This is a genomic window from Streptomyces sp. NPDC050704, from assembly GCF_040654355.1.
Taxonomy (GTDB): Bacteria; Actinomycetota; Actinomycetes; order Streptomycetales; family Streptomycetaceae; genus Streptomyces.
The window spans coordinates 35,059-59,643 of record NZ_JBFAHW010000017.1; the positions used below are offsets into that span (position 1 = coordinate 35,059).

Here is a 24,585-nt window from a genome sequence, read left to right on the forward strand (position 1 = left end):
AGGCCGTAGGTCGGGTAGGTCGGGCTAGAAGAAGCCGCAGGTCGGGGCTCCGCCGGACGGCGCAAGCGCCCCCTCGGCGCCGCTGGTCGTGTAGATCTCCAGGCGCGTGCCGTCGGGGTCGTGGAAGAAGATGCCGCCGGACGCGGCGCCCTCACCGTGGGCGACGATGCCCTCGTGGGCGAACTCCACGCCGTGGCCGCGCAGGGCCGTCTCGTACGCCCTGACCTGCTCGACCGTGTCGACCTCCAGGGCCAGGTGGTGCAGTCCGGCGCCGGTGGCCGCGTATCCGTGGTCCGCCTGCTGCCACAGCGTGAGCGTGGGGCGGCCGTCCTCGCCGAGGAAGGCGTACCGCCTGCCCTCCTCCTTGCCCTCGCCGATCAGCGTGAGGCCGAGGACGTCCCGGTAGAAGGCGAGCGAGCGGTCGAGATCCGTGACGTTGAGGCCGATGTGGCCGGTGCGCGGTGCGGTGGTGGTCGCGGGTGTGGTTGTGGTCGTCGGCATGGCACTCCCCTTGCGTCAGGCTCATTTGGGCTAACCGTCTAAAATGACTTTAGAGGTTAGAATCGATGGATGCAACCGGTCACGTACTCTTGAACGGTTAGCGATGAAGGGAACCGTCAGATGTCCGTCACCCGGGATCCACGTCCGCTCACCGGGGAACCGCTCTCGCTGGACCTGCTCAACACGCGATGGATGCGGGAGGGGGCCGTCCAGGACCTGCTCGTGGACACCGACGGGCTCGCGGTGTGGCTGGCCGCCAACGGGCTGGACTTCGCGGCCGACGAGGCGACACTGCGCCATGCGCTGACGGCGAGGGATGCCCTGCGGGCCGTCGTGGACGGGCCCCTGGAGTACGGGGCGGATCGCGTCGACGCCGTGCTGGCCCACGGGCGGATCCGGGCGACGCTGACCGCTCAGGGGCCGGGCGAGGAGGCCGAGTTCGGCGACGCGTCCTGGGGGCCGGCCTGGCTCGCGGCCCGTAACTACCTGGAGCTGCTGGACACGGCACCGGACCGCATCCGGCACTGCGCACACGAGTCGTGCATTCTGCACTTCTTCGACATCTCACGGAACGGCACACGCCGCTGGTGCTCGATGGCGGCCTGCGGCAACCGGGCGAAGGCGTCGCGCCACTACGCGCGCACACGCGAAGGCTGAGACCGCCGGGAATATCCTGCTATACGACACCATGACCGAGGTGACGCATGGCGGAATTGCGCCATGTACACATCACATCTTGGCCAACACTCCACAAACATCCGTCACTTGGGGTACAGCTGAGCGGTCATCCGGGTTCACATACCGGACTGACGTGATCGATCCGATCAACAACCCTCATTCCTTTACCTACAAGGATGCTGATGACCCCCAACTCTCAGCGTGCGCCCATCAGCGGCGCGAGACGCGCGGCCCGCATCGCCGTGGCCGCCGGTCTCGTCGCCGCACTCTCCGCGGCCGGGCCGATACCCATGGCCTTCTCCGCGGACGAGCCGGGCACGCCCGCCGACGCCACCGTCAAGTCCGCGAGCGACAAGCTCGGTTCGGCCGACGCCGAGCTCCTCACCAAGGCCAGGGCCGACGGCGACAAGACCGTCACGATGATGATCGCCACCGCCCCGGGGCGGACCGAGCAGGTCGCCGAGCAGCTGGACACCCTCGACGGCGGGCTGGTCGGCAAGACCGACGACAAGCTGGGCTACGTGCGGGCCACCGTCCCCACCGCCCGGGCGGACAAGGCCATCTCGGCGGCGGAGAAGTTGTCCTCCGTCCAGGCGATCGACCTCAAGCAGGAGATCAAGCTGGACGACCCGTCGCCGGGTGGCGCGGGCACCGAGGGCGCCAAGGGCTCTGCGGCGGCGGGCGCGGGATATCCGGCGCCCAGCAAAAAGACGCCGGCCGTGAACCCGTACAACCCGTCCTTCGAGACCGGCGCGGTCTCCTTCGTGGAGGACCACCCGAAGTACGACGGCCGCGGTGTGACCATCGGCATCCTGGACTCCGGTGTCGACATCGCGCACCCGGCGCTGCAGAAGACCACCACCGGTGAGCGCAAGATCGTCGACTGGGTGACGGCCACCGACCCGGTCGCCGACCGGGACGGTACCTGGCTGCAGATGACCCCCTCGGTGACCGGACCGGTGTTCACCGCCGCGGGCCGCACCTGGCAGGCGCCCGCGGGCGGGTTCAAGTTCCGTACGTTCGCGGAGTCGACGACCACCGGCGGCGACATGGCCGGCGACCTGAACCGGGACGGCGACACCACCGACGTGTGGGGCGTCCTCTACGACCCGGCGGCCGGCACGGCCCGGGTCGACCTCGACAACGACGGTGACTTCACCGACAACGAGGCGATGAAGCCGTACAAGGACGGCTTCCAGATCGGCTACTTCGGCACGGACGACCCGAACACGGCGGTCGCCGAGCGGATCCCCTTCGTGATCGAGGTCCGCAAGGACGTCACCTACAACGCCGCCGGCGACAAGGCGGACTACGTCAGCATCGGCGTCATCGAGAGCCGGCACGGCACGCACGTGGCCGGCATCACCGCCGCCAACAGCCTCTTCGGCGGCCGGATGAACGGCGCGGCGCCCGGCGCCAAGCTGGTCTCCTCGCGCGCCTGCACCTGGACCGGCGGCTGCACCAACGTCGCGCTCGCCGAGGGCATGATCGACCTCGTCACCCGGCGCGGCGTCGACATCGTCAACATGTCGATCGGCGGCCTGCCCCCGCTGAACGACGGCAACAACGCCCGCGCGCGGCTCTACACGCGGCTCATCGACGACTACGGCGTCCAGCTGGTGATCTCCGCGGGCAACGAGGGCCCCGGCACGAACACCATCGGCGACCCCGCCCTCGCGGACAAGGTCCTCTCCGTCGGCGCCTCCGTCTCCAAGGAGACCTGGGCCGCCAACTACGGCTCGGTCGTGCAGAAGAAGTACGACATGTTCCCCTTCTCCTCGCGCGGCCCGCGCGAGGACGGCGGCTTCACCCCGAGCATCACCGCTCCGGGCGCGTCCGTGAACACCATCCAGACCTGGGCTCCGGGCGCCCCCTCCCCCGAGGCCGGCTACGCACTGCCGCCCGGCTACGGCATGCTCCAGGGCACCTCGATGTCCTCCCCGCAGGCCGCCGGCGCGAGCGCGCTGCTGCTGTCCGCGGCCGAGCAGCGCAACATCGAGCTCTCCCCGCTCGCCCTGCGCACCGCGCTGACCAGCACCGCGCGCGAGATCAAGGGCAGCCAGGCGCATGAGCAGGGCGCCGGTCTGATGCGTGTCGGACAGGCCTGGGACGCCATCAAGGACGGCGCCACCGCGCACGCCTACGCCGTGAAGGCCCCGGTCGACACGGCGATCGACCAGCTGCTGGTGACTCCGGGCTTCGGCACCGGGCTCTACGACCGCGAGGGCGGCCTCAAGGTCAGGCAGAAGAAGACGTACGACGTGACCATCACCCGTACCTCGGGCCCCGACCGCCCGGTCGAGCACGAGCTGGACTGGAAGTACGGCGACGGCACCTTCCGCCTCCTCGGCGACGACGAGGTCGACCTGCCGCTCAACAAGCCGGTCACCGTCAAGGTCCAGGCCCAGGCGCGGACCGCGGGCGTGCACAGCGCGATCCTGGAGGCCGACGACGAGGACACCGAGGGCGTGGACAAGCAGATCCTCGCCACGGTCGTCGCCTCGCACGAGCTGGCGAAGCCGTCGTACACCTTCTCCACCGCCTCCTCCGTGCAGCGCAACGGCACCAAGTCGTACTTCGTGACGGTGCCCGAGGGCGCGAAGACGCTGGAGGTCTCGCTCGGCGGGCTGAAGGAGAAGAGCCAGACGCGGTTCATCTCCATCCACCCGTACGGCGTCGCCGTCGAGGACAGCTCGACGATCTACTGCTACCCGCACTACTCGGTGCCCACCGACCCCAACACCTGCCGTCCCGACCTGCGGACCTACACCGATCCGCTGCCGGGCGTCTGGGAGATCGAGATCGAGTCGCGGCGCACCTCGCCCGACCTCGACAACCCCTACACGCTGGACGTGTCGGTCCTCGGCACCTCCTTCGACCCGGCCGTGACCACCGTCCCCGAGGCGAAGATCGGCACCCCGATCGCCGCCGAGTGGACCGTGAACAACGCCTTCGCCGCCCTTGAGGGCAAGCTGCGGGGCGGCCCGCTGGGCTCGGCCGTGCTGGACACGCCGGCCATCGGCCACCACGAGATCCAGACCAGGACGGTCGAGGTTCCGGCGGGCGTGGACCGGCTGGACGTCTCCATCGGCGGGACCTCCGACCCGGCTGCCGACCTCGACCTGTTCGTGGTCAAGGACGGCGTGCCGGTCGGCGACTCCGCGGACGGCGACTCGGAGGAGTCGGTCAGCCTGTCCGAGCCCGCCGCCGGTACGTACACGATCCGGATCGAGGGCTTCAACGTGCCGGCCGGTTCGACGACGTACGCCTACCAGGACGTGTACTTCGCGCCCGCACTGGGCTCGGTGAACGTCGACTCCGACGCCACGGTCACCATCGCGAGCGGTGCTTCCGCGAAGGTCTCCGCCGAGGTCCTGGTCCAGGCGGCCGGTCCGGCGGGACGGCAGTTCTTCGGCGAGGTGCGGCTGGTCAACGCCCGTGGCACCGCGGCCGGTCTGGGGAAGGTCGTGATCGAGAAGGTCACGCCGTAACCGGCACGCCGTGACTGTCGCGCGGTGACTTTCACGCAGTAGTTTCGCTGACTTCACCGCGCCGGCTTCACTGCACTCTGAACGGCCTTGGGCGGGCGTCCGGTTGACCGGGCGCCCGCCCTCGGGTTTCGCCGCGGGTTCGTCAGCAGGTGAGCGGACGGGACTCGGACAGCGCCTTGGTGATCCAGGCCCGTTCCTTGGTGATCTCCTTCTCCCCCACGGCCCACAGGTCGGGCGAGGCCCCGTTGCGCGGGATGCCGATCAGCGCGTGGTCGCCCTTGCGCAGCCGCGGGTCGACCGCCACGTCCATCAGGAAGGTGACCTCGTCCTCCCCCTTGGCCGGCTTGTAGTAGCGGTCCACGGTCATGCTGATCCGGTCCTGGTCCGCGCCGGGGACCGGCTCGACACTCTCGACGGTGCCCTCGAAGACGAGCCGCGCACAGGCGACGTAAGACCCGGGTTCGCTGAGTGACGAGTCGCCGCTGTCCGACTCCAACTGCCCACTGCCGCTGTCCGCACTCGCGCCGCTGTCCGAGTCCCCGGTCCCGGCCTGCGAGATCAGCCAGCCCATCCCGCCGATGACCAGTGCCGCGGCCGCCGCCGCGGCGAGGGTGCCGAAGGCCACGGCAAAGGGACGGCGCCGGGGGCGGGGGCGGGGGCGGGCCCGCAGCTGTGGCGCCCGTACGGCGGCGGGTTTTGCCGCACTTCCCGCGCCTCCCGCACTATTCGCACTTCCCAGGCCTCCCGTACTTCCCGCGCCTTCCGCCTGTTCCGCATGTTCCGCCTGTTCCGTGCTCGCTACACCTTCCGTGCTTTCCGTTCGCTCCGGGTCCGCCAGCGTGTTCCCGATGGCCACCAACTGCTCCCTCAGCAGGGCCACGTCCGAGACCGCCGACCGGTGCTCCGCCATGAACTCCGCGTCGTCGCGGGCTCCTTCGGGCAGCGGTTCGTCCGTGATCGCGGCCAGCAGCGCGTCCAACCCTTCGTACTCGGCCACGTCACACCACCTCGTCCTCGTGCAGGCGGGCGCGCAGCGCGCGAACCGCCGTGTGCAGCCTGCTCTTGACGGTGCCCTCCGGGATGCCGAGTTCCTCGGCGATCCCGCGGACCGGCAGGTCGGCGTAGAAGCGCAGGACGAGGATCTGCCGCTGGGCCTCGGGCAACTCGTCCAGGCCCTGGGCCACCGCGAGCGAGAGCACCTTCGAGTCGTCGCCCGAGTCGCCCGCGGTGTGCTCCGCCGGCCGAAGCGAGGCCAGCCGCTCGCCGATCCGCTCCTGCCGCTTCCTGGCCCGGTGCCAGTCCATCGCCAGGTTCGAGGCGACGACCGCCACCCACGCCGACACGTCACGCGGCGCCTCCGCCCCGCTCGCCGCCCGCTCCAGGAGCCGTAGCCGGACCTGCTGCACCCCGTCCGGCAGGTCCGTCTGCGGCACCCCGCCGAGCGCGAGCACGGCGCGCACCCGGCGCTCCTGGGCCGCGTCCAGTGGATCGTCGACCAGATCGCCGGCTGGATCGCCGACCGGATCGCCGGCCCCCTGGGCGCGGCGGGTTTTTCTGCGCAGCACAGCACCCCTCCCCTCGCCGCGTTTTCCCTATGACGCCGGTCCCGCGCGAAACGTTCGACCGGGTCCGAGGAATTTCGAGGAACCGAAACACCGAGAGACCGGGACACCGAGTCGTACGTCACACCGGTCCCGAAACCGGGATCATGCTCGCGCACTGAGCGGGGCGCCGACCAGGCCTCCGGGGCGGCCGGGAACCGGACGAATGCCCGCAACCAGTGCGCCGGATCCGTACAGCTTCCGGTCCTCGGCGGTCGGCGGGCGGATATCTGCAGATCAGGAGGGGTAGGCGCGGGACCGTCGGGGTGCGCGGGTGTCCCGGTGCCGGGTCCCGGGCCGTCCCACTTCGCGGGCAAAGGATTGGACACGCGGGCCCGGGTGAGACGCATGATGGAAACGCTGAGCCAGTAATGAACAGGCAAAAGGAGTCGCTGTGAAGGTAGGAATCGTCGGAGCCACCGGTCAGGTCGGCACGGTCATGCTCAGGATCCTCGCCGAGCGGGACTTCCCGGTGGAGACGCTGCGCCTGTTCGCCTCGGCGCGTTCGGCCGGTTCGACGATCGACTTCAAGGGCACGGCGGTGACGGTGGAGGACGCCTCCACCGCGGACTACACCGGCCTCGACATCGCCCTGTTCTCGGCGGGCGGCGCCACGTCGAAGGCCCTCGCCGAGAAGGTCGCCTCCCAGGGCGCGGTCGTGATCGACAACTCCTCGGCCTGGCGCAAGGACCCCGAGGTTCCGCTGGTCGTCTCGGAGGTCAACCCGCACGCGGTGGCGGACCGGCCCAAGGGGATCATCGCCAACCCGAACTGCACGACGATGGCCGCGATGCCGGTGCTGAAGCCGCTCCACGAGGAGGCAGGTCTCGAGGCGCTGGTCGTCGCCACCTACCAGGCCGTGTCCGGCTCCGGTCTGGCCGGTGTCGCCGAGCTGCACGGCCAGGCGCAGAAGGTGATCGCCGACGCGGACAAGCTGACCCACGACGGTTCGGCGGTCGACTTCCCCGAGCCGCAGGTCTACGAGCGGCCCATCGCCTTCAACGTGCTGCCGCTGGCGGGTTCGATCGTCGACGACGGCCTGAACGAGACCGACGAGGAGCAGAAGCTCCGCAACGAGTCCCGCAAGATCCTGGAGATCCCGGCCCTCAAGGTCTCCGGCACCTGTGTCCGCGTGCCGGTCTTCTCGGGCCACTCGCTCCAGGTCAACGCCCGTTTCGCGCGTCCGCTGAGCGTGCAGCGCGCCACCGAGCTGCTGGCCGGTGCCCCGGGGGTCGTCCTCTCCGACATTCCGACGCCCCTCCAGGCCGCCGGCCAGGACGCGTCCTTCGTCGGCCGCATCCGCACCGACGAGACGGTGGAACACGGCCTCGCCCTCTTCGTCTCCGGCGACAACCTCCGGAAGGGCGCGGCACTGAACGCGATCCAGATCGCGGAGCTTGTAGCAGCGGAACTCAGCTGAGCGGAAGCGGTACAGCGCCCCGAAGGGGCGCGGGGAACTGCGCGACAAGCCCCCACCGGCCCGCAGATCAATACCGCACTACCCGCGGAGCGCCCGGCGTCAGCCGGCCGCCGGGGACTGTGTGGAACGGGCCAGCTTGCTTGTCACGTCCACCGTGTCCTTGGCGGCCGGGGCCTCGACGCCGGCCTCCGTGCCGAAGTCGCTGAACTTGAGCGTGGTGGTGCTGGTGACCGTCTCGTTCTGCTTGGGGGCGTCCCCGGTCTGGGGGCGCAGGCTGAGCCGGACGGTCTCCTGGCGCAGGCGGCCCTGGTCGTCGAGCCACATGTCGAGCGGCAGCGACGACGTGCCCAGCTGCTCGCGCAGGGCCTTCTCCTCGGCCGGGTCGCCCTCGGCCAGGGCCGCCACGTCGGCCTTGACGCGGTAGTGCGTGGTGCGCGCCCCGTCGATCGTGTCCGTCCCGACCTTGGTGACCTCACGGTCGTTCACCCCCTTGGTGTACGCGAACGACTCGGCCGGGTCGCTGACCTGTCCGCCCGCGCTCCCGGAACCGGAGCGGTTCAGCCGGGCCAGGTCGATCTTCATCCAGGTCTTGTCCCGGGGCAGCCGCAGCTGACTCCGCTGCTCGGCGGGCGCCTTCTGGTAGACGACGCCGTCGAGTACGCGCTGCTCGGTCTTCTGGCCCTGGGACGTCAGCGTCATACGGCTGTCGCCCTCCTCCAGGTCCATCACGCCCTCACCACGCGCCGTCACGGACTTGCCGGCCGCGGCCGCCTCGGTGACCAGGGTCATCCTCGCCGTGTCCGCCGCGGCCGTTTTACGGTAGGCCGCCCGTACCGTCTGGGACTCGGACGCCCCGTTCCCCCCGCTCTTCGACTTCCCCTCCGACGTGTCGTCGCCGTCGGAGCAGCCGACCAGTCCCACGGTGAGTACCAGCGCTGTGGCGGCTCCTAAGACATACGTCCTCGCCATCCGGAATGCCCTCCTCAACTCGGGTCCTGAATAGTCCACTTGACCCGATCCCGAGTTCCCCGTCCGTTCCGTACCACTCCCCCGGAAGTCAGGGGCGGCGCACCTCGTAGAGAAAGCAGCCGTACTCGACGGCCCTCACGTGCACCAGGACCACCTCGGGGTCGACGAAGGCCTCCCGAAAGGCCGCGTCCAGCGCCTCGTCGGCCGCCGCCGGGATCTCCGCCTCCGAGATCTCCGCCGCCGGGATCTCCAGCAGGCGGCCGCCGAGGATGTGGCCGTCGGCCGAGTAGCGGCGGACGGTGCGCAGGACCCCCGGCCGGGCGAAGGGGTGGCCGGTGAGGTCCGGGCCCGGGCACTCCTCGGCGTGCACGAAGACCGGGCCCTGCTCGTCGTACGCGCCGGGCGCCGCGCCCGTCTCCGCGGCCCAGCGCCGCAGTGGGGCGTACGAGACGAGGGCGATGCGCTCGCCGGGCCGGCCGCGGCGGAGGCAGCAGCGCAGCGGAGCACCGCCCTCCGCGTCCGTGAAGGGAGCGCAGGGACGCCCGGCGTCGTCGGTCTCGCGGAGTTCCTTCAGTGCCGGGGGAGCAATGGGTCGCGCGTGGTAGCTGGTCATGGCTCCAGCCTGGCCCCGCGCCCCCACCCCGCACCGGCGAGAAACGGACATCGCATTCGGCGCAGGTCCCGTGGAAGGATGGCGGAACACCCTTAACGAGGAGATGACCGCGTGCCTGGCACAAACCTGACCCGCGAAGAGGCGCAGCAGCGGGCGAAGCTGCTCACCGTTGACTCGTACGAGATCGATCTCGACCTGTCCGGCGCGCAGGAGGGCGGCACCTACCGGTCCGTGACCACGGTGCGCTTCGACTCGGCGGAGAACGACGCCGAGTCCTTCATCGACCTGGTGGCCCCGACGGTCCACGAGGTGATCCTCAACGGGGATCCGCTGACCGTGGACGAGGTCTTCAAGGACTCGCGGATCGCGCTCCCGGGGATTCTGGAGGGGCGCAACGTCCTGCGGGTCGTGGCGGACTGCGCGTACACCAACACCGGTGAGGGACTGCACCGGTTCGTCGACCAGGTCGACCAACAGGCCTACCTGTACACCCAGTTCGAGGTTCCGGACGCCCGCCGCGTCTTCGCGAGCTTCGAGCAGCCAGACCTGAAGGCCACCTTCCAGTTCACCGTGAAGGCGCCCACCGGCTGGACCGTCGTCTCCAACTCGCCGACGCCGGAGCCCAAGGACGACGTGTGGGTCTTCGAGCCCACGCCCCGCATCTCCACCTACATCACCGCGCTCATCGTCGGCCCGTACCACTCGGTGCACAGCGTGTACGAGAAGGACGGCCAGTCGGTCCCGCTCGGCATCTACTGCCGGCCCTCGCTCGCCGAGTTCCTCGACTCGGACGCGATCTTCGAGGTCACGCGGCAGGGCTTCGAGTGGTTCCAGGAGAAGTTCGACTACGCCTACCCGTTCAAGAAGTACGACCAGCTGTTCGTGCCGGAGTTCAACGCGGGCGCGATGGAGAACGCGGGCGCGGTCACCATCCGCGACCAGTACGTCTTCCGGTCCAAGGTGACCGACGCGGCGTACGAGACACGGGCCGAGACCATCCTGCACGAGCTGGCCCACATGTGGTTCGGCGACCTCGTGACCATGGAGTGGTGGAACGACCTGTGGCTGAACGAGTCGTTCGCCACCTACACGTCCATCGCCTGCCAGGCGTACGCGGCGGAGTCCCGCTGGCCGCACTCCTGGACCACCTTCGCCAACTCCATGAAGACCTGGGCGTACCGGCAGGACCAGCTCCCGTCCACGCACCCGATCATGGCGGAGATCCGCGACCTCGACGACGTCCTCGTCAACTTCGACGGGATCACGTACGCCAAGGGCGCGAGCGTCCTGAAGCAGCTCGTCGCGTACGTCGGCATGGACGAGTTCTTCCGCGGCGTGCAGGCCTACTTCAAGGCGCACGCGTACGGGAACACCCAACTCTCCGACCTCCTCGGCGCGTTGGAGGAGACCAGCGGACGCGACCTGGGCGTCTGGTCGCAGAAGTGGCTCCAGACGGCGGGCATCAACATCCTGCGCCCGGAGATCGAGACGGACTCGAACGGGATCATCACGTCGTTCGCGATCCGCCAGGAGGCCCCGGCCCTGCCGGTCGGCGCGAAGGGTGAGCCGACGCTGCGTCCGCACCGCATCGCGATCGGCCTGTACGAACTCGACGACGACAGCGGCAAGCTGCTGCGGGACGACGAGGGCGGCCGCATCGAGCTGGACGTCGACGGCGAACTGACCCCCGTACCGCAGCTGGTGGGCAAGCACCGGCCGGCCGTCATCCTCCTCAACGACGACGACCTGTCGTACGCGAAGGTCCGCCTCGACGAGCAGTCCCTCGCGTTCGTGACCGAGCACCTCGGTGACTTCGAGTCGTCCCTCCCCCGCGCGCTGTGCTGGGCCTCGGCCTGGGACATGACGCGCGACGCCGAGCTGGCGACCCGCGACTACCTCTCCCTCGTGCTGTCCGGCATCGGCAAGGAGTCGGACATCGGCCTCGTGCAGTCGCTGCACCGCCAGGTGAAGCTGGCGATCGAGCTGTACGCCGACCCGACCGCGCGCGAGGCGCTGCTGACCCGCTGGACGGACGCGACGCTGGCCCACCTGCGGTCCGCCGGGTCCGGCAGCGACCACCAGCTGGCCTGGGCGCGCGCCTTCGCGGCGACGGCCCGTACGCCGGAGCAGCTGGACCTCCTGGAGGGCCTGCTCGACGGTCGGGAGACCATCGAGGGTCTTGCCGTCGACACCGAGCTGCGCTGGGCGTTCGTGCAGCGGCTCGCGGCGGTCGGTCGCTTCGACGAGGCGGAGATCGCGGGCGAGTACGAGCGGGACAAGACGGCCGCCGGTGAGCGCCACGCGACGACCGCCCGGGCCGCCCGCCCGACCGAGGAGGCGAAGGCCGAGGCGTGGGCGTCGGTCGTCGAGTCCGACAAGCTCCCGAACGCCGTGCAGGAGTCGGTGATCGGCGGCTTCGTCCAGACCGGCCAGCGCGAACTGCTCGCCCCCTACACGGACAAGTACTTCGCGGCGGTCAAGGACTGCTGGGACTCGCGCTCGCACGAGATGGCCCAGCAGATCGCGGTCGGGCTCTACCCGTCGATCCAGGTCTCCCAGGACACGCTCACGAAGACGGACGAGTGGCTGGCCTCCGCCGAGCCCAGCGCGGCGCTGCGACGGCTGATCTCGGAGTCGCGCTCCGGCGTCGAGCGCGCGCTGAAGGCCCAGGCGGCGGACGCGGCGGCGCAGTAGGTATTGCGGTAGGTATTTGTTACGCGGATGGGGCGCCCGGTGTCATGCCGGGCGCCCCTTTCGGTTCTCGGTCCGGGCTTCGGTCACAGCCGCAGCGGCAGTCCGAAGGCGGGGAACAGGTGCGGCTCGAAGGACGTGATCTCGGCGATCCGGTCACCCTCGAAACGGAGCACGTCGAGGACCTGGGCGCGGTAGACGTTCGTACCGGGCCGGCGTACGTAACCGCCCGCCGCGAGCTGCCCGTTGGCGCGGGCGGGCAGATGGCGCCAGTGCCCGGGGAACGTGGGGGACGCCGGGTCGAAGCCCCTCGCAAGGAACTCCACCACGGCGTCGCGGCCCGCGAACCAGCCCGGGTTCGGCGGCATCGTGAGCGTGACGTCCTCGCCGAGCAGGGCGGCGACCTCGTCGACGTCGAGGCGTTCGGCGGCGGCCATGTACCGCTTGAGGATCTCGCGCCGGCGTGCTGCGGACGGCTCGCCGCTCCATTCCGCGCGCCGGCGGGGCAGTCGGTCGCGCAGGGTCGGCCGGGCCCGTTGCAGCGCGCTGTTGACCGAGGCCACGGTCAGCTCCAGCACACCGGCGGTCTCGGCGGCGGTGAACCCGAGGACGTCACGCAGGACCAGCACGGCCCGCTGCCGGGGCGGGAGATGCTGGATCGCGGCGACGAGGGCCAGCTCGACGGCCATGGTCTCCCGGGACTCGGCGGCGGTGCCCGGCTCGTCCTCGTCGGGGTAGGGCTGGAGCCAGGGGACCCGGGCCGGGGGCTCACCGTCACCGTGGTGCACGCCCGGGACCGGCTCGTACGTGCGGGGGCGCCGGGCGGTACGCCGCTGGAAGTCGAGGCAGGCGTCGGTGGCGATCCGGTACAGCCAGGCCCGTACGCCCGCCGCACTCGCCCGCCCCTGGAATCCGTCCCGCCCTCGCCAGGCGCGCAGGAACGTCTCCTGGACGAGGTCCTCGGAGTCGTCGTACGAGCCGGTCAACCGGTAGCAGTGGACCTGGAGTTCGCGACGGTGGCACTCGAAGAGCGCGGCGAAGTCGCCCTCGTCGGCGGCGAGTCGGGCGGGCGTGGCGGACGGCGGGGGCGTCGTCTCCTTGGCCGCTTCCCGGGCGGCCCGCGCGACCCGCCTCAACTTGCCGACGGATGCGGCGAGTTCGGTCACCCCCGAGTACAGAACGGACGGCGGCTGCGGCACCAGCTCCGCCACCTGCCGGCCGATCTCCCCGACCAGCTCCCCCACGGTGGTGGCAGGCCGCGGTTCCTTCCTCTCCCGGTACGCCCGCTGCCGGCACGCGGCCGAGCAGTACACGGAGGTACGTCCCTTGCGGCCGACCCGCCAGGGCAACGGTCCGCCACAGCTGCGGCATACGTCTTCGGCCACGGGCACCTCCGGATGCGCCGGGTAGTCGGGGAGTCGGGAGTCGCGGAACCAGGGAGTCGCGGAACCAGGGAGTCAGGTGGTCGGGTGCGTCACGCGGGACGCCGTGACGCTATCGCCTCGTCGCCGGAACGCCGCGCTCCGGGCACGCGCGTCGCCGAGGGGGGCGTGAGCCGCGGCGGGTGCGATGCCCTCGTACGTGGTCCGAGCTGGCCGAACACCGTCGCGCCGAAGGCCAGTGCCATGCCAGCGAGTTGGACGGGCCCGAGCGACTGGCCGAGCGCCGCCCAGCCGATGACGGCCGCCGTCAGCGGGGAGAGCGGGCCGAGGAAGGTGACCTGCGTGGCGGTGAGACGGCCGATGCCGCGGAACCAGAGCCAGTACGCGACCGCCGTGTTGGCCAGCGCGAGGTAGAGGTACCCGCCGACCGCCCGGCCGTCGAGCGCGGGCGGCGCGCCCTCCACGAACAGGGCGACCGGGGCGATCAGCAGCCCGCCCGCGGTCAACTGCCAGCCGGTGAGCGCCAGCGGGCCCACGCCCTCGGGCCGGCCCCACCGCTTCGTCAGCACCGTGCCGGTGGACATCGACGCGGTGGAGGCGAGCGCCGCCAGCAGGCCCACGGGGTCCAGCGCGCCGGCCGCCTGCAGGACGACGAGGCTCACGCCGAGCGCCGCCGCGATGCCGGTGAGGAGCGTACGCAGTGTCGGGCGCTCGCTGAGCAGCGTCGCCGCGAGGCCCGCGACGAAGAGCGGGCCGACCGAGCCGACGACCGCGGCCATACCGCCGGGCAGCCGGTAGGCGGAGAGGAAGAGGAGCGGGAAGAAGGCACCGATGTTCAGCGCGCCCAGCACCGCCGCCTTCCACCACCAGACGCCGGTGGGCAGCCTGCGGGCGAGGGCGAGCAGGACGAGTCCGGCGGGCAGGGCGCGCATCAGGCCGGTGAACAGGGGGCGGTCGGCCGGGAGGAACTCCGTGGTGACGGCGTAGGTGCTGCCCCAGGAGATGGGGGCCAGGGCGGTGAGGGCGATGGTGGCGGCCGGGCTGCCGACGGCGGGGCCGGCGGCGGCGCTGATGGCCGGGGTTGCGGCGGGGCGGGTCATGGCCGGCTCCTGAGGGCGACGGGTAGCTTGGTAGAAAGTAGCTTACTCCTAAGCGACTTCCTGCCAAGCTACTTTCTTGCAGCCAAGTGAAACGGTGCGGATACTCGCCCCATGAGCATGAGCAAGTCACCCGGGGATCCCGTCGACGCGATCGTCGACCAGTGGGCCGCCGTCCGGCCCGACCTCGACACCGCCGCGATGGAGGTCTTCGGCCGCGTCTTCCGGCTCTCGCGGGCGATGGGCGACCGGATGGAGAAGACGTACGGCCGGCTCGGTATCTCGCGCGGCGAGTTCGACGTACTCGCCACGCTCCGGCGGTCCGGCGCCCCGCACACCCTCTCGCCCCGCCAGCTGTCGGCGACGCTGATGCTGACCACTGGGGGCATGACCGGGCGGCTCGACAAACTGGAGCGGGCCGGTCTGCTCCGCAGGTCCCCCGACCCGCACGACCGCCGGGCCCTTCAAGTGACGCTCACGGACAAGGGGTTGACGCTCGTCGACGAGGCGGTCGGGGCGGGTCTCGCCGTCCAGACCGAGGCCCTGTCGGCCCTCGACGAGAAACAGGCCGGCCAACTGGCCGACCTGTTGCGTCAGTTGCTGATGGGGACCGAGGGGGCCGAGAGGGACGACCGCTAGGCCCTGGGTGGTCCCGCCGAACGCTCAGCTCCGCCCGACGGACGCGGTCAGCGCCGCCTCGATCTGCGTCGCGTCCGCCGACTCGGCCGCCCAGGCCGCGTAGCCGTCCGGGCGGACCAGGAGGGCCGTACGCCGTCCGCTTGCCCAACTCGCCACGGTGAGGCGGTCCTTGCGGGAACCGGTGTCGACGTCGGCCGCCACCTCGGCGTCGGCGGGGGTGACGAGTACGAACCGGCCGCCCCGCAGAGCCTCGTACAGGCGCCCGTTCACCAGCGCCAGGTCCGGTACGCGCCTGCCGACCAGCGGGTGGGCGCCACGCGGGGCGGGGTACGTGTAGCCGATGCCGGTGACCTCGCCGGTCATCCGGGCGAGCGCCGGGCGGGTGTGGTTCAGGAGCGTGGTGCCCAGGGCGCGGGCGGCGAGCGTCCAGGGCCGCTTGGCCATCGCGAGCCGTACGATGCCGCCGCTGCTGCGGAGCACGGCCTTGCCGACGGGGTGGCGTTCGGCCTGGTAGGTGTCCAGCAGGGGCTCGTCGGCATGGCCGCCCAGGACCGCCGCCAGCTTCCAGCCGAGGTTCGCGGCGTCCTGGAGGCCGGTGTTCAGGCCCTGACCGCCGGCCGGGGTGTGGACGTGCGCGGCGTCCCCGGCGAGGAAGACCCGGCCCACCCGGTACGCCGGCGCCTGCCGCTCGTCGCTGTGGAAGCGGGACATCCAACGGGCGTCGCGCATACCGAAGTCGCGGCCGAGGGCGAGCCGGGTGATCTCCTTGACCTCGTCGAGGTCGAGGGGCTCGTCGTCGGCGACGTCGCGGCCCCGGTGCCAGCCGATCACCCGGTAGTAACCGTCACCGAACGGCGCGAGGAACGCGAACGCGTCCCCGACCGCGTTCATGGTCAGCAGCGTCGGGGGCTCCTCCGCGAGCCGTACGTCGGCCAGGACGACGGACCGGATGACCGAACGGCCGGGGAAGGGCAGCCCCACCGACTCGCGCACGGCGCTGTGCATCCCGTCCGTCCCGACGACGTACGCGGCCCGCAGCCCGGCCGGCTCCCCGCCGGGCCCGCGCATCCGCAGGGTCACTCCGTCCGCGTCCTGGACGAGCCCCGTCGCCTCGGTCTCGTACGCGAACCGCACCCCCGCCTCGACGGCTCGTCGCTCCAGCACCTTCTCCACCTCGTACTGCGGCAGGACGAGGAGGTGGTTGAAGCGTGAGGGGAGAGCGGCGAGGTCGACGGAGAGGTTGCCGAAGAGGCGCATCCGGTCGAGGGTCCGCCCCTTGGCCTCCAGTTCGTCGGCGAGGCCCCGGGCGTCGAGCTGCTCCAGGGTGCGGGCGTGCAGGACGAAGGCGCGGGAGAGGTTGCTGATCTTGTGCGCGCGCTTCTCGACGAGGACGACCGGGATGCCGGCGGCGGCGAGGTCACCGGCCAGCAGCAACCCGGTCGGCCCCGCACCGACGACGATGACATCGGCGTCGCGCGGAGCAGCGGTACGGATCTTGCCGTTCATGACGGCCTCCTGATGCCAACACTTGTGGGCCAACAGCTGTTGACCAACACACGTTCGCCAACACGCGTTCGCCAACGCTTGTTGGCCAACGCCTGTTTCGCTTGCTCGTCACCATAGAGCGGCACCCCTGGCCCGTCAACAGGTGTTGGCCTACGCTTGTTGGCATGACCGAGACCGATACCACCGGCTCCCCGGCAGAGACCCCCCGCCGCTCCGACGCCACCCGTGCCACCATCCTCACCGCCGCGCGCGAACGCTTCGCCACCGACGGATACGAACGTGCCACCATCCGCGCCATCGCCCGCGACGCGAACATCGACCCCTCCATGGTGATGCGCTACTACGGCAACAAGGAGGGCCTGTTCGCGGCAGCCGTAGACGTCGATCTGCGGCTGCCGGTGCCGGAGAAGGTGCCGAAGGAGGAGGTCGGCCGGATCTTCGTCGAGCACTTCCTGGATCTGTGGGAGAAGAACGAGGTGCTGACCGCGTTGCTCCGGGTCGGTGTCACCAACGCGGCCGGCGCCGAGCGCGTGCAGGGCATCTTCCGGGAGCAGCTGCTGCCGGTCGCCCTCCGGGTCTGCCCCGACCCCGAGCAGGCCCCGGCCCGCGCCGCGCTCGTCGCCTCACAGATGCTGGGGATCGCCCTGACCCGGTACGTGCTGCGCCTGCCGCCCGCGGCGGACCTGCACCGCGAGGAGCTCGTGGCGTGGCTGGCACCGACCGTCCAGCGCTATGTGACGGCGGCGCACCCCGGCCGGACCCGCTGACACCGAGGCGGGGACACCGAGCGGGCGAACCGCCGGGAGCACGTCGAGGGCGCCGTTCTCACCCACGCGCGACAACCGCGTACGTGAGCGAGGACGGCGCCCTCGACGGAAAACTCGGAGCTGACCGAGGTCAGGGAGAGGAGATCAGGAAGAGGACGAGGCCTGGACCTGGTCCTTGCCCTGCATCTTGCCCTGGGCCTTGCCGCCCGGCTTCCGCTTCGGCTGCCGGTCCGTCGACCCGTCCAGGACCCAGACCAGGCCGGCGATGACCGCGAACAGCGCGATCGGCGCCACGACATAGAGACCCAGGGTCTCGATGACGCTCAGGCCCGGACCGGGGTCGTCGCCGTCGTCGCGGGTCACCGCGAGCGCGGGGGACGACATGAGCAGCATCATCAGCGTCGTACCGGCAGCCAGGGCGCCGACGCGCAGCGCGTTCTTCTTGTCCACGGTGCAAACCGTAGCGAACGCCTAGCCCGGTCGCGCGCCCGGGGGTGCCGTACGAGGTTCCGTACGGGGGTCCGGTCCTCCGGCGCCGGACCCGCTCAGGGACCCACTCCCGCTCCCGCCGGCCGGTCGGCCCGCGCGCACCACGTCGATGAGGGCGTGCAGCCGGGGTGAGGCGGCGAGTTCCTCCAGGGTGACGGGCCGGCCCTCGGCGTCGGCGACGGGCAGGCGCCAGTTCGGGTACTGGTCCCAGGTGCCGGGCAGGTTCTGCGGGCGGCGGTCGCCCACGGTGTCCGGGAGCCAGACGCCGATCATGCGGGCGGGGGTGCGCAGCAGGAAGCGGTGCAGTGCCTGGATCTCCGCTTCCTCCGACTGCTCGGACACCCCGCCGGCCGCCCCTTCCAGCAGCCCGAGCCGGGCGAGCAGCGTCAGCCACTCCCCCGCCTCCGCGGCGGCCTCGGCCCGCTCCTCCTCCACCGGCCGGGTCAACAGGCCGAGCCTGTCGCGGAGTTCGACGTGGTCGCCGGTGAGCCGGGACGCGGTGGGCGGCAGGTCGTGGGTGGTGGCGGTGGCCAGGCAGTCGGCGCGCCAGCGTTCGGGGGGCAACGGCAGCCCCGTACCGTCCCAGTCGCGCTCGAACCAGAGCACGGAGGTGCCGAGCACGCCGTGCTCGTGCAGTGTCTCGCGCACGCCCGGCTCGACGGTGCCGAGGTCCTCGCCGATCACCAGCGCGCCGGCGCGGGAGGCCTCCAGCGCCAGGATGGCGAGCATGGCCTCGGCGTCGTAGCGGACGTAGGTGCCCTCGGTGGCAGGGCGGCCCTGCGGGATCCACCAGAGGCGGAAGAGGCCCATGACGTGGTCGATGCGCAGCGCCCCTGCGTACCGGAAGAGGGCGCGCAGGAGGCGGCGGTACGGGGCGTAGCCGGACTCGGCGAGGCGGTCCGGGCGCCAGGGCGGCAGCCCCCAGCCCTGGCCCTGCACGCTGAACGCGTCCGGGGGCGCGCCGACCGACATGCCCGCCGCGAAGTACTCCTGCTGCGCCCAGGCGTCGGCCCCGCCGGGGTGGACCCCGACCGCGAGGTCGTGCACGAGCCCCACACCCATCCCCGCGTCGCGCGCGCTGCGCTGGGCGGTGGCGAGTTGGGCGTCGGTCAGCCAGGCCAGCCGGCTGTGGAAGTCGACGCGGTCCATCAACTCGGCGCGGGCGCGGGCGGTTTCGGCGGAACGCGGGTCGCGCAGGCCCGTCGGCCACTTCTGCCAGTCGGAGCCGTACACCTCCGCGAGCGCGCACCAGGTGGCGTGGTCCTCCAGCGCCTCGCCCTCCTCGGCGAGGAAGTCGCAGTAGGCGGCGCGCCGTCCGGGCCCGAGCGGCACGTCCCGCACCAGCTCCAGCGCCTCGCGCTTCAGCTCCCACACGGCATCACGGTCGATCAACGCGCCCTTGTGCAACACGGCTTCACGCAGCCGGCCGGCCCGCTCCAACACCGTACGGACGCGGTCCCGATCACGCTCGTCGGCGTACGCGAACTCGGGGATGTCCTCGACGCGCAGGTACACGGGGTCGGGGAAGCGGCGCGAGGAGGGCCGGTACGGGGAGGGGTCGGTGGGTGCGCCGGGCACGGCCGCGTGCATCGGGTTGACCTGCACGAACCCGGCTCCGAGCGCCCGCCCCGCCCAGGCCGTCAGCTCGGCGAGGTCCCCCAGGTCGCCCATGCCCCACGAGCGCCGCGAGAGCAACGAGTAGACCTGCACGAGCAGCCCGTACGTACGCCCCGGCGGCGCGGGCAGCCGCACCGGCGCGACGACGAGATGCGCGCGGGCGGTCCGCCCGTCCGGCGCGGTGGCCTCCAACTCATGCACCCCGACCGGCAGTTGCTCCGCCGAGGCACGCGTCTCCCCCTGCTCGGTACGAATCCGCAGACGGGTGCCGGGCGGCAGCGCGGCGAGCGCGGAAGCAAGGGAGGAACTGGGCGGGGAGGTGACGGGAGACCCACCCGGGGCCCCTGCCGGGGCAGTTGACGCGCCGGAAGCGGCGGAGGCCCGCCGCCCCTCCCCCGACCCGACGACGTCGCCGGAGGACCCGGAGCCGTCAGCCGCACCATGTGCGGGACTGCCAGCCGCGGGGCCACCGGCCGAGGTGGCCGGGCCGTCAGCCGCGGACGCAGGGCCACCGGCCGAGGTGGCCAGGCCGCCAGCCGAGGAGGCCGGGACGTCAGCCGCGGACGCGGGACCGTCGACCGAGGCCGCCTGGCCTCTCGCCCCAGTCGCAGGGCCATCGGCCGAGGAGGCCGGGCCGCCAGCCGCAGTCGCGGGACCGTCGGTCGAGGCCGCCGGGCCGTCAGCCGCGGGCGCGGGGCCACCGGCCGAGGCCGCCCGGCCGCTCGCCGCAGGTGCGGGGGCGTCGGCCGGCGCGGGGGGTCGGCCGCTCGCCGCGGACGCGGTCCCGCTCCAGCACACCACCGTCGGGGGCAGCAATCTCTCCCGTAGCTCTGCCTCGCGTGCGGCGAGGGCGCTCTCGACGGCCTCGGGCGTACCTGCGTCGACACCCAGTGCGGCGAGTACGGCGACGACCGCGGCGTCGGAGGCCGCGACCGTGCGGCCCGGGGACGGGCTGTAGGACGTGGCGACGCCGTGCAGCGCGGCGAGCCGGGAGAGCGGCATTCAGACCCCCGATGGGTCCAGACCGGCGGCGGCACCGGTGGAAGTGGGCTCGCTCGTCAGGGGCGCGGCGTCGGCGAGTGGAGGCTCGCTGGTGAGGGGCTCGGCGTCGGGCAGGGGCGGCTCACTGGTGAGCGGCGCCTCGGCGCAGGCGCCCTCGGCGGTGAAGACGCAGAGGTGCAGATCGGGGTCGGCGGGCGGGTCCGCCGGACGTTTGGAGAGGGCCGAGAGCAGAAGCTGTGCCGAAGCGGCCACGGGGGCCTCCTTGTCGGAAGTCGTACGACGGGTCGGAGCCAGCCCTACCCAGTGGGCGGCCCCGCAGACGTGACGGCACGGACATCGTGTCCCTGCTCACAATTTACGACGCCCCAGCGCCCAGCCCCCGCCGCTCCCCGCCCCTCCCCCTCCCGCCCTGGCGAGGTGATTGGAAGGTTCAGGACACAAATTCACGGCGGTGCGCGTCCCAAACCTTCCAATCACCTCGCCGGGGGGGGAGGGAGGGCAAGACGAAGGCCCGGATCGTCAGGCGGAGATGCCGTCGATCCGGGCCATCGCGTCCTCCGCGCCGTATGGCTGCAGGTACGGCAGCCAGCGCGGGTCCCTGTGGCCGGTTCCGATGATGCGCCAGGCCAGCCCCGAAGGCGGGGCCGGTTTATGGCGCAGGCGCCAGCCGATCTCGACCAGGTGGCGGTCCGCTTTTACGTGGTTGCAGCGGCGGCAGGACGCCACCACGTTGTCCCAGACGTGCTGACCCCCGCGGCTGCGCGGGATGACGTGGTCGACGCTGGTTGCGACGCCACCGCAGTACATGCACCGGCCGCCGTCGCGGGCGAAGAGTGCCCGCCGGGTCAGCGGAACGGGCCCCCGGTAAGGGACCCGTACGAACCTTTTCAGCCGGACCACGCTGGGAGCGGGGACAGTAACGGTCGCGCTATGCATGAAGGCGCCGGATTCCTCTAGGCAGACAGCCTTGTTCTCCAGGACGAGGACGAGCGCGCGGCGGAGCGGTACGACACCGAGCGGCTCGTACGACGCGTTGAGGACCAGGACATGCGGCACGGATGGCCTCCTTGTACGCCGGCGGCGCGTGGCTCGCGCCGGGACGATCTGTAGTCAGTTTCCCCTCATGCCTGGTGGAAGCGCCACCATGTCCCGGTAACGGGCTGGGAGTGTTTTCGACCACACACTCTTCATCCCCACGTGAGCGCCGTCTCTCCCTCGAACATTGCAACGATCCGCACAAGATGCCCCGTTAGTGTGGTGGTTCTGCCCGACCGGTGCCCCTCATGTGACCCTGCCGCGGGCAGACCGCTACGCCTGGAGGTACCTGCCGTGTTCTTGTCCGTCCTGTCCGCCGCCGATCCCACCGAGGAACCGACGGCGCCAACGCTCCAGGACGCCCAGGAAAGCGCGAACAACGCCGCGAGCTGGGTCGAACAGAACTGGTCCACCTGGCTGAGCATCGGTCTGCGAGTGCTGCTGATCCTGGTGATCGCGGGAGTGCTGAGATTCGTCATCCGGCGGTCCATCACCAAGCTGATAGACCGGATGAACCGTACGGCTCAGGCGGTCGACGGCACGGCCTTCGGCGGCCTGCTGGTCAATGTCGAACGCCGCCGCCAGCGCTCCCAGGCCATCGGCTCGGTCCTCCGTTCGGTCGCGTCCTTCCTGATCATGGGCACGGCCGCGCTGATGATCCTCGGCACCTTCCAGATCAACCTGGCCCCGCTGCTGGCCTCGGCCGGTGTGGCGGGCGTGGCGATCGGCTTCGGCGCCCGCAACCTGGTCACGGACTTCCTCTCCGGCGTCTTCATGATCCTGGAGGACCAGTACGGGGTCGGGGACACCGTCGACGCGGGCGTCGCCTCCGGCGAGGTCATCGAGGTCGGCCTGCGGGTCACCAAGCTCCGCGGCGACAACGGCGAGATCTGGTACGTCCGGAACGGCGAGGTCAAACGCATCGGCAACCTCTCCCAGGGCTGGGCAACGGCCGGCGTCGACGTCACCGTCCGCCCCGACGAGGACCTGGACAGGGTCAAGGCGATCCTCGCCGAGGTCGGCGAGGCCATGAGCAAGGACGAGCCCTGGAACGAACGCCTCTGGGGGCCCATCGAGGTCCTGGGCCTCGACAGCGTGTTCCTGGACTCGATGGTGGTCCGCGTCTCCGCCAAGACCATGCCCGGCAAGGCCCTCTCCGTGGAACGCGAACTGCGCTGGCGCATCAAGCGGGCCTTCGACGCGGCCAGCATCCGCCTCGTGGGCGGCCTTCCGGCCCAGCCGGAGGAATCACCGGCCGCCGACCCGACGGCGGGCATGGCGGCCCCGTCGGCCTACGCGAACACGGGCTCACCCCAGGCACAGGCGGCGTCCCCGATAGCGCCGGTGGCGCCGGCAACACCAGTGGTGCCGACGAATGTGACCAAGTAGGGAGAGAGCTTTCTCATACGCGGTCGCATGCGGTCACACGCGTTCACGTACGTAGGCGTTCCTGCGCCTTCCTGCATGTTCCTGCACCTTCCTACGCATTCATACGCGTGAGGCGGCGTCCGGAGTCTTCCGGGCGCCGCCTCCGCGTTCTCCCGGGACCGACCTCCCCCGCGGAGCGGCCCGCACCCGCGCCGCGTAACAAGTTCATTTCCCGCCGCTGACTGGTATTGACGTCCCCCCGACCCCGGGCCTACCTTCCCGTCATCCGATAGGAAACTTTCCTAACAGTGACTCCGGCAAGTGGACTTCCCGGCGGCGACGCTGGGAAGCTGGGCGGCCGAAAGGCAGGTGTCGACACACATGGCAGGAACCGCCGGTACGCCGGGCACCCCGCGCGTCCTGCGCGCCATGAACGACCGGGCCGCCCTCGATCTGCTGCTGGAGCACGGGCCGTTGTCGCGCACCAGGATCGGCAAGCTGACCGGGTTGTCGAAACCGACCGCCTCCCAGCTCCTCGCCCGGCTGGAAACGGCCGGCCTGGTCCTCGCCACCGGCACCAGCGAAGGCAGGCCGGGCCCCAGCGCACAGCTGTACGCGGTGAACCCCGCCGCGGCCCGGGTCGCCGGACTCGACGTCACGCCCACCGGCATCAGGGCCGCGGTCGCCGACATCACCGGCCGTACCGTCGGGCAGTTCGAACTGCCGACCCCCGGCCGCAGCGCCCAGGGCGCCATCGACCGGGTGCTCCAGGCACTGGACGGAGCCGTCAAGGACGCCGGGCTGCACCGCGCCGACGTGCACCGGATCGTCATCGGCACACCCGGCGCCGTCGACCCCAGCACCGGCAACCTGCGCTACGCCAGCAATCTGCCCGGCTGGCACTCGCCCCGGCTGCTTGAGGAGCTGGCCACCGCGCTCGGCCCGGTCCCCTTCGAGGTCGAGAACGACGTCAACCTCGCCGCCGTGGCCGAGCAGCGTGTCGGCGAGGCGCGCGGCTGCGAGAACTTCACCCTCCTCTGGGGAGAGCGGGGCTTCGGCGCGGCGGTCGTGATCGGCGGCCGACTGCACCGGGGGGCCACCGGAGGCGCCGGCGAAGTCGCCTTCCTCCCCCTGCCCGGCGCCCCCCTCGTACGCAATGTCGCCCGCAGCAACTCGGGCGGCTTCGAGGAACTGGCCGGAAACCGGACCGTACTGCGGCTGGCCCGCGACCACGGTCTGGCCCCCGCACCCGGTGGCAGCCTCACCCAGAAGGCCACCGCGGTGGTCGCCGAAGCGGCCCGTACGGCCGACTCCCCCGGACCGGGGGAAGCCGTCCTCGCCGAGTTCGCCACCCGGCTGGCGACCGGACTCGCCGCGATCGTCGCGGTGGTCGACCCCGAACTGATCATCCTGGCGGGCGGGGTGATCACGGCCGGCGGAGAACCCCTGCGCGGCCTCATCCAGTCCGAGCTCGCCGAACTGGCCGTACCCCGTCCGGCCATCCGGCTCAGCACGACCCCGGGCGACCCCGTACTGGCCGGCGCCCTGCAGTCCGCCCTTGCGGCCACCCGCGACGAGGTCTTCGACACCACGGGCCGCACCCCCTGACCCGTACGCCCCTCGACTCCCACCTTCTGCCCCGCCCGTCCTGACCGGCACTCCCTCCCTCCTCCCTCAGACGCCACCCCCGCGTCGGTCCCGCCTGTCTCCGGCATGCCC

At 71.5% G+C, this 24,585-nt stretch carries 20 protein-coding genes; 8 read left to right on the forward strand and 12 right to left on the reverse strand.

The genetic code is table 11. From position 1 onward, the window contains the following. Positions 1-24: 24 nt before the first annotated feature. Positions 25-501 (reverse strand): VOC family protein, encoded by a 477-nt coding sequence (locus tag AB0I18_RS12330; protein WP_363105370.1) that lies wholly within the window; start codon positions 499-501, stop codon positions 25-27. Between the two features lie 120 nt (positions 502-621). On the opposite strand from AB0I18_RS12330, the gene AB0I18_RS12335 reads away from it, so the two are divergent. Further along, a complete protein-coding gene (locus tag AB0I18_RS12335; protein ID WP_363105371.1) occupies positions 622-1,158 on the forward strand; it encodes a CGNR zinc finger domain-containing protein in 537 nt (178 codons plus the stop codon). A 203-nt stretch (positions 1,159-1,361) separates the two neighbouring features. Continuing rightward, entirely contained in the window at positions 1,362-4,670 is a 3,309-nt protein-coding gene (locus tag AB0I18_RS12340) for a S8 family serine peptidase (RefSeq protein ID WP_363105372.1), read from the forward strand. Between the two features lie 142 nt (positions 4,671-4,812). Here the strand turns inward: AB0I18_RS12340 and AB0I18_RS12345 are convergent, their stop codons facing one another. Both AB0I18_RS12345 and AB0I18_RS12350 read right to left on the reverse strand, forming a co-directional pair. Then, positions 4,813-5,667, reverse strand: a complete 855-nt coding sequence (locus AB0I18_RS12345) for a hypothetical protein (protein WP_363105373.1) — start codon at positions 5,665-5,667, stop codon at positions 4,813-4,815. Position 5,668: 1 nt separating this feature from the next. After that, positions 5,669-6,169: a sigma-70 family RNA polymerase sigma factor gene (locus AB0I18_RS12350; protein ID WP_363105455.1), complete on the reverse strand. Its 501-nt coding sequence runs from the start codon at positions 6,167-6,169 to the stop codon at positions 5,669-5,671. A 496-nt stretch (positions 6,170-6,665) separates the two neighbouring features. Between AB0I18_RS12350 and AB0I18_RS12355 the strand changes: the two genes are divergently transcribed. Further along, positions 6,666-7,691, forward strand: a complete 1,026-nt coding sequence (locus AB0I18_RS12355) for an aspartate-semialdehyde dehydrogenase (RefSeq protein ID WP_363105374.1) — start codon at positions 6,666-6,668, stop codon at positions 7,689-7,691. A 99-nt stretch (positions 7,692-7,790) separates the two neighbouring features. Here the strand turns inward: AB0I18_RS12355 and AB0I18_RS12360 are convergent, their stop codons facing one another. Both AB0I18_RS12360 and AB0I18_RS12365 read right to left on the reverse strand, forming a co-directional pair. Then, positions 7,791-8,660, reverse strand: coding sequence for a hypothetical protein (locus tag AB0I18_RS12360; RefSeq protein WP_363105375.1), 870 nt, complete (start codon positions 8,658-8,660; stop codon positions 7,791-7,793). Between the two features lie 88 nt (positions 8,661-8,748). Further along, complete coding sequence (locus tag AB0I18_RS12365; protein WP_363105376.1) at positions 8,749-9,273, reverse strand: DUF1203 domain-containing protein; 525 nt, start codon at positions 9,271-9,273, stop codon at positions 8,749-8,751. Between the two features lie 111 nt (positions 9,274-9,384). On the opposite strand from AB0I18_RS12365, the gene pepN reads away from it, so the two are divergent. Then, on the forward strand, positions 9,385-11,967 hold the full coding sequence (gene pepN, locus AB0I18_RS12370; RefSeq protein WP_363105377.1) for an aminopeptidase N: 2,583 nt from the start codon (positions 9,385-9,387) through the stop codon (positions 11,965-11,967). Between the two features lie 83 nt (positions 11,968-12,050). Here the strand turns inward: pepN and AB0I18_RS12375 are convergent, their stop codons facing one another. Beyond that, positions 12,051-13,349, reverse strand: a complete 1,299-nt coding sequence (locus tag AB0I18_RS12375; protein ID WP_363105378.1) for a sigma-70 family RNA polymerase sigma factor — start codon at positions 13,347-13,349, stop codon at positions 12,051-12,053. Between the two features lie 89 nt (positions 13,350-13,438). Then, positions 13,439-14,446, reverse strand: coding sequence for an EamA family transporter (locus tag AB0I18_RS12380; protein WP_363105379.1), 1,008 nt, complete (start codon positions 14,444-14,446; stop codon positions 13,439-13,441). Between the two features lie 111 nt (positions 14,447-14,557). On the opposite strand from AB0I18_RS12380, the gene AB0I18_RS12385 reads away from it, so the two are divergent. Beyond that, the gene (locus tag AB0I18_RS12385; protein ID WP_363105380.1) at positions 14,558-15,082 is read left to right on the forward strand and encodes a MarR family transcriptional regulator; all 525 of its coding nucleotides are present in this window, start codon (positions 14,558-14,560) and stop codon (positions 15,080-15,082) included. Positions 15,083-15,106: 24 nt separating this feature from the next. Here the strand turns inward: AB0I18_RS12385 and AB0I18_RS12390 are convergent, their stop codons facing one another. Beyond that, the gene (locus AB0I18_RS12390; RefSeq protein WP_363105381.1) at positions 15,107-16,588 is read right to left on the reverse strand and encodes an FAD-dependent monooxygenase; all 1,482 of its coding nucleotides are present in this window, start codon (positions 16,586-16,588) and stop codon (positions 15,107-15,109) included. 164 nt (positions 16,589-16,752) lie between these two features. Here AB0I18_RS12390 and AB0I18_RS12395 point away from each other — a divergent pair, with 164 nt between their 5' ends. Further along, a complete protein-coding gene (locus AB0I18_RS12395) occupies positions 16,753-17,355 on the forward strand; it encodes a TetR family transcriptional regulator (protein ID WP_363105382.1) in 603 nt (200 codons plus the stop codon). Between the two features lie 144 nt (positions 17,356-17,499). Here the strand turns inward: AB0I18_RS12395 and AB0I18_RS12400 are convergent, their stop codons facing one another. The 4 genes from AB0I18_RS12400 to AB0I18_RS12415 all read right to left on the reverse strand — a co-directional run bounded on the left by AB0I18_RS12400 (position 17,500) and on the right by AB0I18_RS12415 (position 21,519). Beyond that, on the reverse strand, positions 17,500-17,805 hold the full coding sequence (locus tag AB0I18_RS12400) for a hypothetical protein (RefSeq protein WP_363105383.1): 306 nt from the start codon (positions 17,803-17,805) through the stop codon (positions 17,500-17,502). Between the two features lie 21 nt (positions 17,806-17,826). Continuing rightward, positions 17,827-20,463, reverse strand: coding sequence for a 4-alpha-glucanotransferase (gene malQ / locus AB0I18_RS12405; protein ID WP_363105384.1), 2,637 nt, complete (start codon positions 20,461-20,463; stop codon positions 17,827-17,829). Then, on the reverse strand, positions 20,464-20,715 hold the full coding sequence (locus tag AB0I18_RS12410) for a hypothetical protein (protein WP_363105385.1): 252 nt from the start codon (positions 20,713-20,715) through the stop codon (positions 20,464-20,466). Between the two features lie 267 nt (positions 20,716-20,982). Further along, positions 20,983-21,519: an HNH endonuclease gene (locus tag AB0I18_RS12415; RefSeq protein WP_363105386.1), complete on the reverse strand. Its 537-nt coding sequence runs from the start codon at positions 21,517-21,519 to the stop codon at positions 20,983-20,985. A 273-nt stretch (positions 21,520-21,792) separates the two neighbouring features. Between AB0I18_RS12415 and AB0I18_RS12420 the strand changes: the two genes are divergently transcribed. Next, positions 21,793-22,887, forward strand: coding sequence for a mechanosensitive ion channel domain-containing protein (locus AB0I18_RS12420; protein WP_363105387.1), 1,095 nt, complete (start codon positions 21,793-21,795; stop codon positions 22,885-22,887). Positions 22,888-23,247: 360 nt separating this feature from the next. Beyond that, a complete protein-coding gene (locus tag AB0I18_RS12425; protein WP_363105388.1) occupies positions 23,248-24,474 on the forward strand; it encodes an ROK family transcriptional regulator in 1,227 nt (408 codons plus the stop codon). Positions 24,475-24,585 lie beyond the last annotated feature (111 nt).